Annotated in this window: 13 protein-coding genes and 2 pseudogenes; 4 read left to right on the forward strand and 11 right to left on the reverse strand. The window is 69.6% G+C overall.

The window, feature by feature from the left end:
• Window positions 1-46: 46 nt before the first annotated feature.
• The 3 genes and pseudogenes from OHA81_RS00935 to OHA81_RS00945 form a co-directional block, all read right to left on the reverse strand.
• Window positions 47-410 (reverse strand): annotated as a pseudogene (locus OHA81_RS00935) (transposase); the annotation flags it as partial.
• 124 nt (window positions 411-534) lie between these two features.
• Window positions 535-792, reverse strand: a complete 258-nt coding sequence (locus tag OHA81_RS00940; protein WP_329191756.1) for a hypothetical protein — start codon at window positions 790-792, stop codon at window positions 535-537.
• The gene (locus OHA81_RS00945) at window positions 783-1241 is read right to left on the reverse strand and encodes an ATP-dependent DNA ligase (RefSeq protein ID WP_329191758.1); all 459 of its coding nucleotides are present in this window, start codon (window positions 1239-1241) and stop codon (window positions 783-785) included. Before OHA81_RS00945 ends, OHA81_RS00940 begins: the two co-directional genes overlap by 10 nt.
• Before the next feature lie 491 nt (window positions 1242-1732).
• On the opposite strand from OHA81_RS00945, the gene OHA81_RS00950 reads away from it, so the two are divergent.
• Entirely contained in the window at window positions 1733-2569 is an 837-nt protein-coding gene (locus OHA81_RS00950) for a serine hydrolase domain-containing protein (RefSeq protein ID WP_329201931.1), read from the forward strand.
• Window positions 2570-2656: 87 nt separating this feature from the next.
• Here OHA81_RS00950 and OHA81_RS00955 read toward each other — a convergent pair whose 3' ends face one another.
• The 6 genes from OHA81_RS00955 to OHA81_RS00980 form a co-directional block, all read right to left on the reverse strand.
• Window positions 2657-3112 carry a hypothetical protein gene (locus tag OHA81_RS00955; protein WP_329191760.1) on the reverse strand — a complete coding sequence of 152 codons (456 nt, stop codon included), beginning with the start codon at window positions 3110-3112 and terminating at the stop codon, window positions 2657-2659.
• Window positions 3113-3126: 14 nt separating this feature from the next.
• Window positions 3127-3783, reverse strand: coding sequence for a hypothetical protein (locus OHA81_RS00960; protein WP_329201932.1), 657 nt, complete (start codon window positions 3781-3783; stop codon window positions 3127-3129).
• A gap of 647 nt (window positions 3784-4430) precedes the next feature.
• Entirely contained in the window at window positions 4431-4586 is a 156-nt protein-coding gene (locus OHA81_RS00965; protein ID WP_168713964.1) for a DUF6131 family protein, read from the reverse strand.
• An 889-nt stretch (window positions 4587-5475) separates the two neighbouring features.
• The gene (locus tag OHA81_RS00970) at window positions 5476-6081 is read right to left on the reverse strand and encodes a hypothetical protein (protein WP_329191762.1); all 606 of its coding nucleotides are present in this window, start codon (window positions 6079-6081) and stop codon (window positions 5476-5478) included.
• A gap of 715 nt (window positions 6082-6796) precedes the next feature.
• On the reverse strand, window positions 6797-7441 hold the full coding sequence (locus OHA81_RS00975; protein WP_329201934.1) for a GAP family protein: 645 nt from the start codon (window positions 7439-7441) through the stop codon (window positions 6797-6799).
• Window positions 7442-7911: 470 nt separating this feature from the next.
• Window positions 7912-9285, reverse strand: a complete 1374-nt coding sequence (locus tag OHA81_RS00980; protein ID WP_329191764.1) for a chloride channel protein — start codon at window positions 9283-9285, stop codon at window positions 7912-7914.
• Window positions 9286-10097: 812 nt separating this feature from the next.
• Between OHA81_RS00980 and OHA81_RS00985 the strand changes: the two genes are divergently transcribed.
• Window positions 10098-11333 (forward strand): PP2C family protein-serine/threonine phosphatase, encoded by a 1236-nt coding sequence (locus OHA81_RS00985; RefSeq protein WP_329191766.1) that lies wholly within the window; start codon window positions 10098-10100, stop codon window positions 11331-11333.
• 171 nt (window positions 11334-11504) lie between these two features.
• Here OHA81_RS00985 and OHA81_RS00990 read toward each other — a convergent pair whose 3' ends face one another.
• Complete coding sequence (locus tag OHA81_RS00990) at window positions 11505-11762, reverse strand: hypothetical protein (protein ID WP_329191768.1); 258 nt, start codon at window positions 11760-11762, stop codon at window positions 11505-11507.
• A 201-nt stretch (window positions 11763-11963) separates the two neighbouring features.
• Between OHA81_RS00990 and OHA81_RS00995 the strand changes: the two genes are divergently transcribed.
• Entirely contained in the window at window positions 11964-13376 is a 1413-nt protein-coding gene (locus OHA81_RS00995; RefSeq protein WP_329191770.1) for an MFS transporter, read from the forward strand.
• Window positions 13377-13438: 62 nt separating this feature from the next.
• On the opposite strand, the pseudogene OHA81_RS01000 reads toward OHA81_RS00995, so the two are convergent.
• Window positions 13439-13872 (reverse strand): annotated as a pseudogene (locus OHA81_RS01000) (glycoside hydrolase family 15 protein); the annotation flags it as partial.
• A 269-nt stretch (window positions 13873-14141) separates the two neighbouring features.
• Between OHA81_RS01000 and OHA81_RS01005 the strand changes: the two are divergent.
• Entirely contained in the window at window positions 14142-14873 is a 732-nt protein-coding gene (locus tag OHA81_RS01005; protein ID WP_329191772.1) for an SDR family oxidoreductase, read from the forward strand.
• The last annotated feature ends 481 nt before the right edge of the window (window positions 14874-15354 follow it).

Consider the following 15354-nt stretch of genomic DNA (forward strand, 5'->3'; position numbering starts at 1 on the left):
CGGGGATGTGTGTGCTCTGTTCCGTTGGCTTGCTGTCCTGGCACCTGCCCAGTGAGCCCCCTTTTGCCGCCCGCAGGCTGACGGAGTCGATCGCACACCGCGACCAGTCCAGCGCACCCCGGGCACCGAGTTCGTCGAGGATCACACGGTAGAGCCGGGCCCAGACCCGGTCCCGGCTCCACTGGGCGAATCGTCGGTAGACCGCCTGCCAGGCCGGCCCAAACACCGGCGGCAACTGCCGCCAGGTGCAGCCCGACGTCGCCACGAAGATGATCGCGGCCAGGGCCTCACGGTCACCCCGCCCGGCTTCGGCCGCCGCCCTGCGGGCGTATCACCTCAGTGGGTGGCACCACCCGCCGGAACAGCACCCACAACTCCTCCGGCACCAACCGCTCAACCACATCCGTCATCCACGGCTCAACGAACGATCACGCCATAAGAAGCGACCTCTAAGGACGGTGATCAACTGCCTGACGTCATCGATGCGCCGTCGAAGCACGGGGTCGCTGTCGTCAGGCTGACGTTGGGCGAGAATCACTTCCAGCCGGGGCAACATGGCCGCACATTGAGCGGCGCGAGGTCGGGGCCATCGTCGTCTGGATGGTTGAGCAGCGGCGCCAACGTGGTGAACACGCTGCACCACGGGCGCTCTCCGCCAAAGCCCTCCATCTCGGCGAAGGTGATCCCTTCGGCCTGGGCCAACCACTTCCTGAACAGGCTGAAGCCGGTGTAGGACCAGGAGACGTCCGGGCTCGCCACGTCGTCGTCGCCTGGGAAAAGCATCAGTCCCACGATGTCCCCCTTGATTGCTCGTAGCCCAAGATCGTCGTGGGGAACGGTGTCGGCAACTGAAATGACCTCCCGACGGCTGGCATGATCACGGCGGCGGAGCCTCCTGGATAGAGGCCACCCCCTCGCGCTTGCCCCCGGACGGGCAGTGACGCGGCCAGCGCGGAGGCGCCGCCAGCGCGGACGGCAGCCCGGCGCTGCAACCCCCCGAACGACAGGGCGTCGGCCCCCACGTCCCAGGCGATCACCTCGCCGTCCAGGACCAAGCCGACGGACAGCTGCTCGGCGGCCGCGACGAGGTCCGGGAACACTCTCTGGACCAGGGAGCCGCGGCGGGTCTGGAGCAGCACCCGCCCACTTGGGGCCAACGGAGTGGACACCAACGCCCGGTACCCGTCGAACTTCTGCTCAAATGTGAGACCCGAACTGTTACGGGGCGAGGCGGGGATCACCTCGGCGGCCCGCTTTCAGCAGTTGGAGAAGCGGCTGCCGCGGGCGTTGGGTGCTCAGGCATGGCAGGAGTCGGGGCTGGGAGCCCGGCGGACATCGACGAGCTCCAGCGGAAGATCACGAGGCTGGAGCAGCACAACGTCGAACTGACTTGCGCCTTGGAGGAGGCCCGATCCGATCTCGATGCCGCGAGGGAGGCCAACCCGGATCTGACCAGAGCGCTGAACCAACGCGGCTGAGTCAGGTCCAGCGGTCTTTCCGCTGTTCAGAGGGCTTGATCAGATGTGGAAGCTCGGTGGTGATGCCGGATGCCTGGTGCGCTTGTCCATCCGGCTGCCCCCCGTTCACAAGGGGCGAATCCCGGATGGCTGGTGGCCCCTCCTGTTCCTAGCCTCAGGTCGTGATCTTTCGTAGTGTGTGGTTATCAGCTGCGGTGCTTGCGCTGGCCGTGCCGTCTCTGTCCTCGGTTGCGGCTTCGGCCGCGTCACGCCCCGTGGAGCAACTGTTGCCCGGGGTCGTGTCCGGAACCGGAAACGACGGCCGGACGATCACCGTCCGCGACCTGCTGCAGCACACCAGCGGCCTGTCCGACTACATCTACGACGTCTTCCCCGGCCCCAGTGCCCAGACGTACTTCGCCAATCGGTGGCGTGCCTACCAGCCCGAAGAGCTGGTAGCCCTGGCCCTGCGCCATGGGCCTGACTTCCCAGCCGGCACTCGCTGGGCGTACTCCAACACGAACTACGTACTTGCCGGAATGATCATCGAGAAGATCACCGGCCGCACGTGGGAACAGCAGGTCCACGACCGCATCCTGCGCCCCCTGCGCCTGCAGCACACCGACACCCCGGGCACAAAGCCCTTCCTCCCGCATCCGCACGCGGCCAATTACCAGCAGTTCGCCCTGGACGGCCCGATGGTCGACACCACGATCCCCTACCGTCCCTTCGACAGTGGGGCCGACGGCTCGATGACCGGCACGGCCCGCGACCTCAACCGCTTCTTCACCGCCCTGGCCAACGGACGGCTGCTGAGGCCCGCCGAGTTCGCTGCCATGCGGCCCACAGTCGCGGTGCCGCAGGACAGCGGCCACCCGGCAGGCACCCGGGACGGCCTGGGACTGTTCTTCACCCCCCTGTCCTGCGGCGACGGTTACCTCGGGCATGGAGGAAGCGGCTTCGGATATGTCATCCGGACCGCGACAACCACAGACGGCCGACGTACTGTCACCGTCTCCGCGCACAGCCGCTCCGCGGACCCGCAGACCGCTGCCCGTCAGGAAGACGCACTGCGCAACCTCATCGACCACGCTCTGTGCCGCACCACATGACCACCATGCACTCGACACCGCGGTCAGGCCGTTCGTGCCCCACGCGTGGCTGCGCCGCACTCTTCATGAGCAGCGGGCGACCGTGGGCTATGTGTCGTCTTCGTGTCGATGTGCGTTCCAGAGACGTCTGAGGGCTTCGAGTTCGCTTCGAGGGAAATGCTCACCCCATTTGCCCCTGTAGCCGCTTTCGTCGTAGGTCTCAGCCACCTCGTCGAAGCAGCGGATTACGGCTCGGGCTAATGCCTCGACGTGAAACTGGCTCGACCAGATCTCGGCGCCCTTGCTGTCGTGGTCGCTGCCGCGGCCCAATTCCAGGAGGCGGATCCAGACGTCGTTGCCTTGACGGTGGAAGATCCACCGAAAGGCGGTGGGCTCAGCTTCGAACTGCGCCCGGGTGCCCGTCCCGCCTGAGACGAGCCGGGCCACGGCAGTCAGGAACTCCTCCGGGGCGTTGGTGATAGGGGACGCGGTGAGCTCAACCTTGGCCTGTTGATCTGCAACTATGCAGGTGGCCCAGCCATGTCCGTCGAGAGTCCAGGACATACGCATGCCGGTAGTCACGTCCGTTCCGCACCAAGCGGGGCTGGCGCTATGCCCGGCGCGGGAAGAGCGAGAACGCGGGCAAGGGCAGCGGTCAGAGGAACGGAGTGGTCAGGTAGGTGCTCGGTAACCCAGTCCGTTGCCGCCGCGAGAAACTCGGTCAGGTCGCGCTCGGCGCCGGCGAGCAGACGGCGGAGCTCGGTGACCGACAGCTCGATCGCTGGGCTGTCGTCCCGGGCAGTGTCGACGGTGAGGCGGATCGTATCCCCGATACGCTCGGCCAGCGACGGCAGCGGATCGTGGCCGTACCCGATGATGCCGCTGCCGTCGAGGACCTGGTACCAGTCGCGCCAGTCCTCCAGTCCGTCACAGCAGCCCGGCGAGAAGGTAATGCTCGTGGAGATGTCCGTGATGCGCAGGCCGCCCGCCGCGTAGAGGTTGTCGAGGTTCAGCAGCCCGTGGAGGAAGCCGCTGAGAGGCTCGGCCGGCCGAGGTGGAAGGTCGCCATCGTCTGCGGGGTCCACGTCATTGCAGGCGGCGATGCGCATGAGCGCCGTCCCGATCTCGGCGGGTGAAAGCCCACCGCTGAGCGACAGGAAGCCGAACCGTTCGGTCTCGGCCACAGGCCAGAGGGCGAAGCCATCGGGGGTGTTCATCTCCAGGACGGGCTGCATCACGATCACCTGGCGAAGTGTCCCCCATCCGTCGCCGATACCGCCTCCCGATTAGGCCGAGCATCCCCGTCTTCGCCGATCTCTGATCCGAGGCCGGCCCACCATCACGGAGACGGAGCAGTTCGGCCCCTCTTCGATGAGACGGATAGGGCGGTGGCCCATCTTCACTGAGACGAACCTTCGGAGACCCACCTTTGCTCAGACGCGCCCCAGATTCGCTGAGACAAGTCAATGGCTGACTCCCGGGGCTTCGTGCCGCCGGGCCGCACGCCTTACGGGACGTCGCCGCGCCACACCGGCCGACACCGCCCGCGCCGGGGTCCGCTACGGCCGGCTCGTACTCGGACCGGCCTGACATGGATGCGCGGCCGCCAGTGCCGTCTGGACCGGCGGACGCAACGGGATCGAGTCGGTGAGCGTAGCCGCGTACGCGACGGCTGCGCTCACCGACGGGAGCGCCCTGGGGGCGGGCAGCGTCGTCACCCCATACGTCTTTCACCTGTGGCGGCGCCGGTGCCGTGGCCGCTATGCGCGGGGGCGCTGCCGCTGCTCTTGCGAGCCGCCCTGCTCACCGCCCTCGTCGCCCAGGACCCTCCCCCGTGGGCGGCGGTGGCACTGATGGCGGCGGGTTCGCGTTCGCGCGGACATCAGTAGTAGTGCTTACGGCCGCCGACGGCGTGCCCGACGGCGCCCAGGATCCAGAGCACGAGTCCGATGACGACGAGGACGATGCCGATCGTCCACAGAATGCTGATACTCGTCAGGAAGCCGACGATGAGAAGAATGACACCGAGGACGATCATGGTGTCCTCCCGTTTCGCGGGGGTCAGGTTCCAGTTCAGGAGTGCTCCCCCAGCCCGGCACTCCTCTTCCGCACTGCGCATACCCGGAGCCGGCATGATCACCCCCCTGTGGTGCATCCAGTCTCGAACCGGGGACCAGGGGACCAGGGGCGGAGTGGAAGGGCGTCGGGCACACCCGGGCTGACATCTCGGGCGTCGCTTCGGCTGCGGGCGACCCAGCGGTCCAGGCCGCCTGCTTCAACACCCTCCACCGCGCCCTGCGTGCGGGGACACTGCCCTCACCTGGCTCGGGCGGTGCGCGCGAACGCGTCGCGCCACATGGACACCGAAGAATCACTCGTGAGGAAGAAGGGGAGACATGGCGGGTCCGCCCCGCCCGTCTGCGTATTCGCGGAGCCCGTTTCCTGCCTCATCGCCGCCGAGCGGCTCGACATCGTGCAGGGAACGGTCCTGCGGTACTGGCGGGAGGAGGCAGACCAGATCAGCGCTTCGCCCCCTGGGTGCGGGTGCTACCGACAGCCGCGCAGACCCCAGAGAGGCAGCGCAGGGGCGGAGGGGGGTCAGCGTTCGACGGGCTTGTCGAGGTCGCGGTGGACGAGGCTGACGTCCAGGCGCCGGTGGGCGTACGGCTGGGCAAGGCGCCCTCGCGCTCCAAGCCGCCCCCACCGGCGACACGGACAACGCCGCCGAGCTCGGCATCGCGGGGGTAGGTGCCGGACATCATGGTTCCCCCGGTCTGTGAACCCACGCAGGTACCGGGCGCTCACCTCAGAGAATGGCCAGGCGTACTGGTACGTGCCCGAGCCACCGTGGCCCGCTCCGCCGCCGTCGACCGCGGCCCGAACTGGGCGGGCGGGTGACGGAGGGGTACTGGCCACTGTTGCGCTTGTCAGGGCCGTAAGCCCGCCCGCCTGAGTGCGATCTCGGACAAAGCGGCGACGACCTGCTGGTCACCGCGGCGCCAGGCGTCCGCGAGGCCGCCCGGCGGGGCGGGGATCGTACGGAGGTCACCGGGCGGTCCGGTGAGAGCGCGCAGTGCAAGGAGGTCGGCGCCGTGGGGTCCGCTGTAAAGGCTTCGGAAGGTGGCGCAGCGACGGATCCAGCGCACGCGTAGGGGAACCCACACCAGGAGTACGAAGGCCACGGGGACGACGATCAGAACCACCGCGACCAGGAAAGCCAACTGGCTGACGGCGTCTTGCAGGGACTGCCCGGCGTCGGCAAGCCCGGTGCCGGCATCGGCCGCGGACTGGAAAGGCTTCCTCAGGAGGCCGCCGACCAGCGGCACGTCCGAGGCACTTTGGCCCGCGTCGTGGAGAGCGCCGGCGAAGCCCTCGCCGGCGCTTTCCACCTTTCGTCCCGGCTCGGCCAGAAGCATGATCGCGTCCTGGACTGCCAACGCGAACCACACCGCGCAGGCGATGACGACCACGGCCAGCAGGTCCGCGAGGATCTGGCGGTTCCGCCGTGCTGGGATTTGGGCGTAGAGAAGCATGGGCTGCTCCGGTCATAACGTCGAGGCGCCGGCCGAGGCTCGCGCCAGGGTGTACGGGGCCGGCCACACGGCTCGGTCCGTTACTCGACCGTACGTCGGCCCCGGCCGTTCGACCGCTGTTCACGAATACACGTCCGCACGCACGTTGCCAGGTTGGCGCAGCAGTGGCGCCCGCGGGCGCGGAAAGGGCGGGTGTGGCACTCAGACCGGTTCCATGTCCGGCAGGTACAGCCCGGCCGTTCCCTTACGGTGCACGAGGCCCTCAAGGCTCCAGTCGGGGTGCTGCACATCCAGCGGGCCACGAGAGCCTGCCCTTCGTCACGGTCGTAGTCGTCCGGGACCACGACCCGAGCCCGGGATAAGAGCGCCGGCAAGCAGCGGCACCGCCGGGTACCGGGCGAGAGGGGCCGTTACCCCGGGAGGGCCGTCCAGGAACAACAGGCCGCAGCCGTCCAGATCCTGCCGCAGCCCGCGCATGGACCCCTGGCAGACGGCAGCGCCGGACTCACCGCCGGACAGGCCGGTGACGCACCCGCACGGAGGCGGTGGACAACGCCCTTCAGTTCTTCGAACCGACAGCAGCGCGTCCGGTGCCTGCAGCCACACGGTGGGGCCCTGGTCCGCCCGGCCCCCGGTTCGAGCGTTTCCGGACTGCGCCCGGAAAGGCGAGCTGGCCCTGGCCGCACGCGGAGGCTTCGCGCAGCCGGGGCGGGCCTCAGGCAACGAGTGCGTAGATGCTGCTGCCCATCAGCCACAGTCCGGCCAGCAGCGAGAGGGTGACGATCAGCTGGTCCTGGTGGTGCTCGAGCCAAGTCCGCAGAGCGTTCAGCCGGGCCTGGGCGGCACCCGGCGCCCACACGGTGTACAGCTCCATGACAAGAAGGCTGAGGGTGGCCAGCAGGCAGTAGCCGCTCAGGGCAAGCCAGTCGGAGAGGGAGGAGAGGTCGGCGTCGACGACCGTGGCGGCACCAACTCCCACCAGCGCCCAGGGCTGGAGCAGCCAGGCGAGTGCGGCGGCGGTACCGAGTGAGGCGTTGTCGACGCGGGCCGTCCAGCTCGGCGGCCGGTACGGGCGGGGAGGCTGCCGGAACCGGTAGCCACCGAACAGCACGAGACCGGCGCCGATCGCCAGTTTGGCGGCGACGGCGGCAGTGGACGAGCCACTGTGATGCTCGGGCGGCGTCCCGCCCGTCAGCAGCACGACGCAGGCCACCACCACGACCAGATTGGCCAGCCAGGACAGCAGGAAGACCAGGCCCTTGCGGACACCGCGGCGTGAGGCGAGCAGCAGGATGAAGGCACTGTTGTGAAGCGGTCCGAGGTTGATGGCCGTGCCGATCACCAGCAGGTCGACGACCATCGACACGACCACTCCCGGAGGTCGGACCCGCCCGGGATTCCCGGCGGGTATTGTGCACGGGTATGTCTGAGGACGGGGGTATTGGTACCGGCATGGCGCCGTGTCCCGACTCTGCGGCTCCCGGCCCGAAGGGTCAAGCCAGCCACGCGGTGCCCCCGAATGCTCTGCCCGCGTGCGCACCGATCTGCACCACGAGGTGGTCGCCGGACACGGATCCACGGCCTGCGGGGAACTGCCGAAACCGGGAGTCGTGCGTGCTGCACGTGTGACCGTACTCGGGGGCAGCCACCTCAGCGTCCTGGGTTTCGCCCGCACCGCCCTTGGGGAGGCGGCTCGCGCTTTCCGTCCGGGGGGAGGGCGCATCCGACACGGGACCACCGCCTGCTGCCGTCCGTGGGCTGCGGCAGGCCTCGCCATAGGATCCGGCCTGCGTTGCCGGCTGGGCAGGCCGCCGTCGAGCTTGCGGTTGATCACGGGGCCGGCGTTGCCGGCTGCAGCCCTGCGCCGTGCGGTGCGGCAGGACGCCGGGCGAGCCGGAGCGTGCCCACGTAGGAGACCACCACGGCGACGATCACGAGCGGCATCACGTCCAGTCCCTCCGTGCCGAGGAGCAGGCTGGCAAGCAGTACGGAGGTCATCGGCAGCTTCAACATGGCCACCGCCATGGCACCGACGCCGATGGCGAATCCCGCGGTGGTTCCCAGGCCGGGCAGATGGGAGAGGGCGAGGCCGCCGGCGGCGCCCACGAACAGGGCGGGGAAGACGGGACCGCCGCGGAAAGCACTCATCGAGGCGCAGTAGGCCAGAGCCTTGCACACCAGCAGGGCCACCAGGGTGGCCGCGGTGTAGGTCGCGCTGTCGGCGAGGAGCGGGCCGAGTGCGTCCTCGCCGGAGAACAGCACGCCGGTGGCGGGCCGGTCGGTGATCACTGCGTAGAGCAGAGCGATGACCCCGACGGCGGCGCCCATCAGGACGGAGAGCGCCAGCCGGTGGCGTTCGACCAGGTCTTGCAGGGAGAGCGAGGCACGGCGGATCGCCTCCCCGAGGAGGGCTGCGAGGGCGCCCGCCAGGATCGCCCAGGCGAACTCGCCGAGGGTGGGCCGGCCGGCCGGCGGTACGTGGGTCAGCGCCAGCGAGTAGGTGCCCAGGCCGGTCCAGGTGCCCAGACCGGTGAGGGTCAGCGATCCGACGCCGGCGGAGAGCAGGCCGGGTACCAGCACCACACCCATCATCGGGCCGCCCAGTCCCGTGGCCTCCATCAGCAGGAAGGCGCCGACCAGCGGGGATCCGAGCAGTTCGCTGATGGCTGCGAAGCTGCCGGCCGCCCCGATCACGGCGACGGCGCTGGGCGGGGCATCGCGTTTGAGGAGCCTGACGGCGCCGACGGCGAGGCCGCCGCCGAACGCGATCAGCGGGGCTTCCGGGCCGAGGACGACACCAAGGCTGAGCGATGCGAGCGCGGCGAGCACCACACCCGGCAGCGCGGCGGCCGAGGGCGTGCCGCCGGTCTTGAGCCCTTCGGCCGGCTTGTGGCCGCCGCCCCCGGGCAGGTGTCGGATCGTCAGGGCGACCAGGACTCCCGCGACGGCGAGCAGCGGAATCGCCCACCAGTCGGGAGTGCCGTGGAAGCCGAGGGTTTTGGGCAGGTCGTCGTAGACCAGTTTCTTGAGCTCGGAGACGAGAGCCAGGAAGCCGAAGGCGGCGGCGGCGATCGGGACACCGAGCAGGGCGGAGATCAGCAACACCGCCACGTATCCGCGGGTCCGGACGATGGCCAGCGGGTCCGGGGGCGCGGCAGCGGGGCCGGCCGAATCGGAGGACTCGGCGGGCGGTCCGGCAGGCATGTGCATCGTCTCCTCGAAGATCCGACCCGACCGCACCGGGCCTGAGTCTGCTGCTGGGGCACCGCCAGGATCAGCCGTCCGGCGGTAACCCGGGCCGACGTTGCGGAGACCTGGCGCTTCCAGGTGTCGGACGGGCTCGCGGATGTGCAGTCATCTCCCCCTCTGGATGCCGGCGCAATCGGCGCCCTGCCGCGCCGGACTTCCCGCGCACCCTGGCGCATGGGCCGTGGGGCGGCGCCACGCGCTGGAGCAAAGGAGCACGGCGCTGGACATCCGCACCCCAGGAGAGGGTGCGGTGGCGCGAGGGCCCAGGCAGAGGCCGCTGCGCCCCTGCGACCCCGGTGCGAAGCGGCCGTCTCCCATCCATGGGCGACGGACGGCTTCACGAGCGAGGAGGCGGCTTGCCGTACCCGCCGTCCGGAGCGGGCAGCATCCTGGGCACCCACATTCACACATCCCGGCTGCCGGCCAGTCCCCCTGCCACGCCGGCCCGAGTGGAGGAATCCACCCGTTGGAACCATTTCAGGTCTCGCCCACGGGCAACATTGCCCAGATCGCGCATGCGAGCGGGGCCTGGAAGCGGTCGGTGATGCGCAGGCTTCCCCGCATCGGCTCCCGTCGTTCAACAAGGACACCGTGCGCACGCCACCGTGCCACTGGCTGCGTGCCCATGGTGTCGTCCCCGGCCCGGGGGCGTGCGCCACTGATCGCGGCCTTCGCGGCGCCGCACAGGATGGATGCCCGGCGCGCGGATGGCGCAGTGGCTGGGTACGTTGGCCGCAGGGGCATGCCTGGATGAGGAGCCGCTGGTCGTGAGGCCGGAGATCGACTACAGGGCGTTGTTCACCGCAACGCCGAGCCCGTATTTGGTGCTGGGGCCGGACCTGGTGATCGTCGCTGTCAACGAGGCCTATCTGCGGGCGACGGACCGCAGCCGTCAGGACCTGGTGGGCCAGCATGTGTTCGAGGCGTTTCCCGACAATCCGGGTGATCCGAGCGCGGATGGGGTGAGCAACCTCGGGGCGTCGTTGGGCCGGGTGTTGGCCACGGGTCAGGCGGACACCATGCCGGTGCAGAAGTACGACATCCCCGTGGTCTCGCAACCGGGGGTGTTCGAGGAGCGCTGGTGGTCGCCGGTGAACACGCCCGTCAAGGGCTCGGACGGCCGGGTGGCGTGGATCATCCACCGGGTGGAGGACGTGACCGCGTTGATGCGGTCCCGCCGGTTCCGCCACTACTACGAGGGCCAGCCGCGCAAGGAAGGGATGGAGGCCGAGCTGTACGCGCGGGCGCGGGAACTGCAGCGGCTGAACGAGGAGCTGCGGGAGGCGCACGCCCGGGAGCGGGAGGTTGCCCTCACCCTGCAGGAGGCGATGCTGCGCTCCCCGGACCTTGCCCGCCACACCGATGTCGCGGTGCGCTACCTGCCCGCGATCGGTTCGCTGAACGTGTGCGGCGACTGGTACGACGCCGTCGACCTGCCCCAGGACCGGTTTACCGTCGCTGTCGGCGACGTCGTCGGCCACGGCCTGGAAGCCGCCACCGTCATGGGCATGCTCCGCAGTGCCCTGTCCGCTGCCAGCCGGGCGGTCGTCGGACCGGCCCAGGCCCTGGAGGTGCTGGGCATGTACGCCCGCTCCGTCGACGGGGCACTCGCGGCGACCGCGGTCACCGTTCTCGTGGACACCCGCTCCCAGTTGCTCGTCTACTCCAGTGCCGGGCATCCGCCGCCGGTGCTGCTACATACGGACGGCACCTGCGAGCTGCTGGACCAGGCCACCGACCCGCCGCTGGGGGCCCGGCCCGAACACGTTCCCCGGCCCCAATCGGGCACCGCCTTCCACCGGGGTGACACGCTCGTCCTCTATACGGACGGGTTGATCGAACGCCGTAATGAGGACATCGACTCCGGCCTGAGCCGCCTCACCACGGCCCTCGGCGGCCTGGTCGACCTCGGCCCGGAGCAGCTCGCCGATACGCTGCTTGCGCAACTCGGTGTCGTCGGCGGCGCCCGTGACGACATCGCCCTCGTCGTCGTACGCCTCTGACGTACGACCTGGGTAGAGCTCGAGGTCATTCTGTTCATTGCCGTCCCGGTCCGCTGGAGGCTGGGGCCCGTCGTTTGGATCACCTGGTAGTCGGCCAAGGCTGCTGACCGGAGAGTCGATCGCGGTGCCGATTGTGGCTTGGGCGTCGGCGCGGAGGACTTCCGCACGAACTCACTGGAGCAGCTCGAAGTGGGGGTGGTACGGAGAAGACGGGCAGACGTGGAGCTGCAGGCTGTTGCCGCCGGTGATGTCGATCAAGGTGAAGTTGCCGTCCCGGGCGCCCAGGGGCGGCGGGCCCGGTGGGGCTCCAGCGGGTCCAGCCGCCGGTCTTCCAGCCGGGGCGGTGCAGAGGTTGTTCAGGTGGAGCTCGCCCGGATCGTCCGCGTACGCCTTGTACTGCGCGGGGTCGATCGCCTCCCGGCGGCTCATGTCGTCCAGTTGGTCGCAGTTCCAGCGCCAGCCTCCTCGGCCACGGTGTCCCCGTGAGATAGCTCCTGCGCGCCTTCGGCCCAGCGGCGTTTGGCCGTGCGACGGTCGGGATGGCGGTTGCGTGATGTCAGCGGCAGCCTGCTTGCGTAGAAAGTCGCAGTTCCTCAGAGCATCGGACTTGGCGGATGGGCAGGTGGCGCAATGGCGGGGACGGCGGCGGGGGCTCGACGGGTGCTTGCCCCGCTGGCGTTGGCACAGTTCATCTGCAGCTTCGCCGGCTCCAACATGAACGTGATGATCAACGACATCAGCGAGGACCTGGACACCACCGTGCAGGGTGTCCAGGTCGCGATCACGATCTTCCTGCTGGTGATGGCTGCGCTGATGATCCCGGGCGGGAAACTGACCGACAAGTGGGGGCGCAAGCGCTGTCTGCTGGCAGGACTGGTGATCTACGGGGTCGGGGCGGTGCTCAGCGCGGCAGCGCCGGGGCTGGGTGTGCTGATCCTCGGGAACTCGATTCTGGAGGGCGTGGGCACGGCGCTGCTGATCCCGCCGGTCTACATCCTGACCACGCTGTTGTTCACGGACACGGCGTCGAGGGCGCGTGCGTTCGGCGCGATCATGGCGATGGGCGGGATCGGGGCGGCCGCCGGTCCGCTGATCGGTGGGCTGATCACGAGCGCGATCAGCTGGCGGGCCGCGTTCGTGTTCCAGGCGCTGGTGATCGTGGTGATCGTGGTGCTCAGCCGCCGGCTCGTCGACCCGCTGCCGCCCGACCCGGCCCGGCCCTTCGACACGGTGGGGGCCGTTCTGTCGGCGGCCGGCCTGGTGCTGCTGGTGACCGGCATCCTGGCCGTCGACAACAACGGCTGGCTGGCGCTGGGCCTGCTGCTGGGTGGCGCGCTGGGGCTGGTCGGTTTCTTCGCCTGGGTGCGCGGCCGTGAGCGCGCCGGCCGGGAGGCACTGCTGTCGACCGCGCTGTTCCGCAACCGCACCTCCAACCTCGGCCTGGTTACCCAGAACACACAGTGGCTGATGCTGATGGGCGTCTCGTTCACCGTCGCCGCCTACCTGCAAGTCGTGCGCGGCTACGACGCGATCGAGACCGGCATCATCTTCACCGCCGCCACCCTCGGCATCCTCGCCTCCTCGCTGGCGGCCGAGAAGCTGGCCCGGCGCCATGCGCAACGGACCCTCATCATGGTGGGCTTCATCGTGACGATCGCGGGCATCGCCTTACTCCTCGCCCTGGTCGCCTGGAAGCCCGGTGCCTGGGCGTTCGCTCCCGGCCTGCTGCTGATCGGTTTGGGCCTGGGAGTGATGCTCACCCCCTCGGTGAACATGGTCCAGTCGTGCTTCCCCGAGACGCAGCAGGGCGAGATCTCCGGGCTGTCGCGCAGCATCTCCAACCTCGGCTCCTCACTCGGCACGGCCGTGGCGGGCACGATCTTGGTGTCGGGGCTCAGCAAGGGCGCGTATGCGGCGGCGATGGCGGCGCTCGCGGTCGTCGGCCTGGGCGGACTGACCGCCGCGGGCCTGCTGCCCCGCGGCGCCCGGCCCTCGGCCATCGGAGCCGGGACGACGACGCCGCCAGACGCGTCACAGCAGTGACTCCGCCTGGACGACACGGTTGGCCGCCCATGGAGAGCGCAGGGTGGCCGGGGTAGGTGCGGTCAGCCGGTGCGGCCCTCAGCACGGTCGAGTTCCTCGTCCAGGGCGAGGGCGGCGTCGATCAGGGCCAGGTGGGTGAAGGCTTGCGGGAAGTTGCCGAGCTGTTCGCCAGCGGGGCCGATCTCTTCGGCGAACAGGCCGAGGTGGTTCTCCCAGATGCCCTCGTCGGGGCGGTCCCAGTGGTGGGTGAGCCAGTCGATGACGCGTGCGAAGGCGTGCCAGCCGCGGATGCCGCCGATGTCCTCCGCCTGGGCGAGGGCGCAGGCGGCCTTGCCGTAGAGGTCGAGCTGGATCTGGTCCACGGCGGCGTTTCGGCCCGTACCGGGGCCGAGCGGCGGTGGCCTTCCAAGTGGTCGAGCACCTCCTCGGTCAGGTGCGGTTCGCCGTCGATGCGATACACGATTTGCAGCGGTTCTCCGGAGGCGGTGCCCCCGGCGTCCTGTTTCCAGGGCGTTGTTGCTGCGGGGGCGGGTGCCGGCCCGCCGGGCAATCGGACCGTTTCTCCGGGTTGGGGGTGGCTGGTGGGCCGTTCCAAATACATCACCCCAGCCACATCCGGGTGGCCCTGCGCCCCGTACGCCGACGGTGGCTGCGGCGCACGGGGGTGGGCGCGGCAGGTGCGAATGCCAGGTCGGATTCCCGCCAGCGCGCAGGGCCGCTTTCTCGTTTCCTTGAATCATCAACCAACGATGATGAGGAGGACACATGAACGGCAAGGCGGTACTGGTGACGGGTGGCAGTCGGGGGATCGGTGCGGCGATCGCGCTGGCGATGGCCGAGGCGGGAGCCGATGTGGCCATCACCTACGCGGCCAACGAGGTGGCGGCGGAGGAAGTGATCGGCAAGGTGAAGGCGTTCGGCCGTCGGGGCGTCGCGGTCAGAGCGGACGCGGGCGACGTCGCCGACGCAGCGGCCGCTGTGGACTGGGCGGCGCAGTCACTGGGCCGGCTCGATGTACTGGTCAACAATGCGGGCGTGGGGGTTGTCGGTCCGCTGGAGGAGCTCACCTTGGCCGATGTCGATCGCGTGCTCGCGGTCAACGTGCGGGGGGCCTTCCTCGCTTCTCAGGCGGCAGCGGGCCATATGAGTCAGGGAGGCCGGATCATCACCATCGGCACTTGTATGGCCCAGCGGGTGCCGGGCCCCGGGGGAACCCTCTACACGATGAGCAAGTCCGCGCTCACCGGACTCAGCAAAGCCCTCGCCCGCGAACTCGGAGGAAGGGGGATCACCTCCAACATCGTCCACCCCGGACCGGTGGACACCGATATGAACCCCGGCGACGGGCCCTACGCGGGCCCCCAGGCCGCGATGACGGCCTTGGGCCGGTTCGGCCGTCCGCAGGAGATCGCCGCCATGGTCACCTTCCTCGCCGGCGACGGAGCCACCTACATCACCGGCGCCGAATTCTCCGTCGACGGCGGCCACGCCGCCTGAGGCGGGTCCGGCCGCCCCTGCCTGACACCGGCGGGGGCAGCCGGCGGCTGCGCCCGGCCCCGGCAGCCCCCAGACCGCTGGGCTTCTCCGATCGCATGGGCCGACGGCCTCGGTGATCGCGTGCGGCAGTCCGCGCTGATGTGGACATACCCGACGAGCCGGAGGACACCGAAGTTGGCCGGGACCTGCCCAAGGAAGTCACACGCGCCCTGCGCGCGAATCGGGGCCGGGTCCGTCGGCTGCTGCGGCTTGGAAGCGGCGCTGGACCATGAGCGCTTCACTCGGCGGAGCGCGTAGGGAAGGTCGTTCCGTGTTGACACCTTCGACCGGGCTTCTTCCCTGCGGTCAGTCAAGGGGACTGGGTTCCCGGTAGCGGTTGACACGGTGGTGCCAGGCGAGATTGCCCTGCAGGAGCCTGCAGTAACGCGGATCCTCTCGACGAAGGCACTCAGTGAACCGTTTCACCACCCCCGCATTCCCG

Origin of the sequence: Streptomyces sp. NBC_00667, from assembly GCF_036226825.1 — a bacterium.
GTDB lineage: Bacteria > Actinomycetota > Actinomycetes > Streptomycetales > Streptomycetaceae > Streptomyces.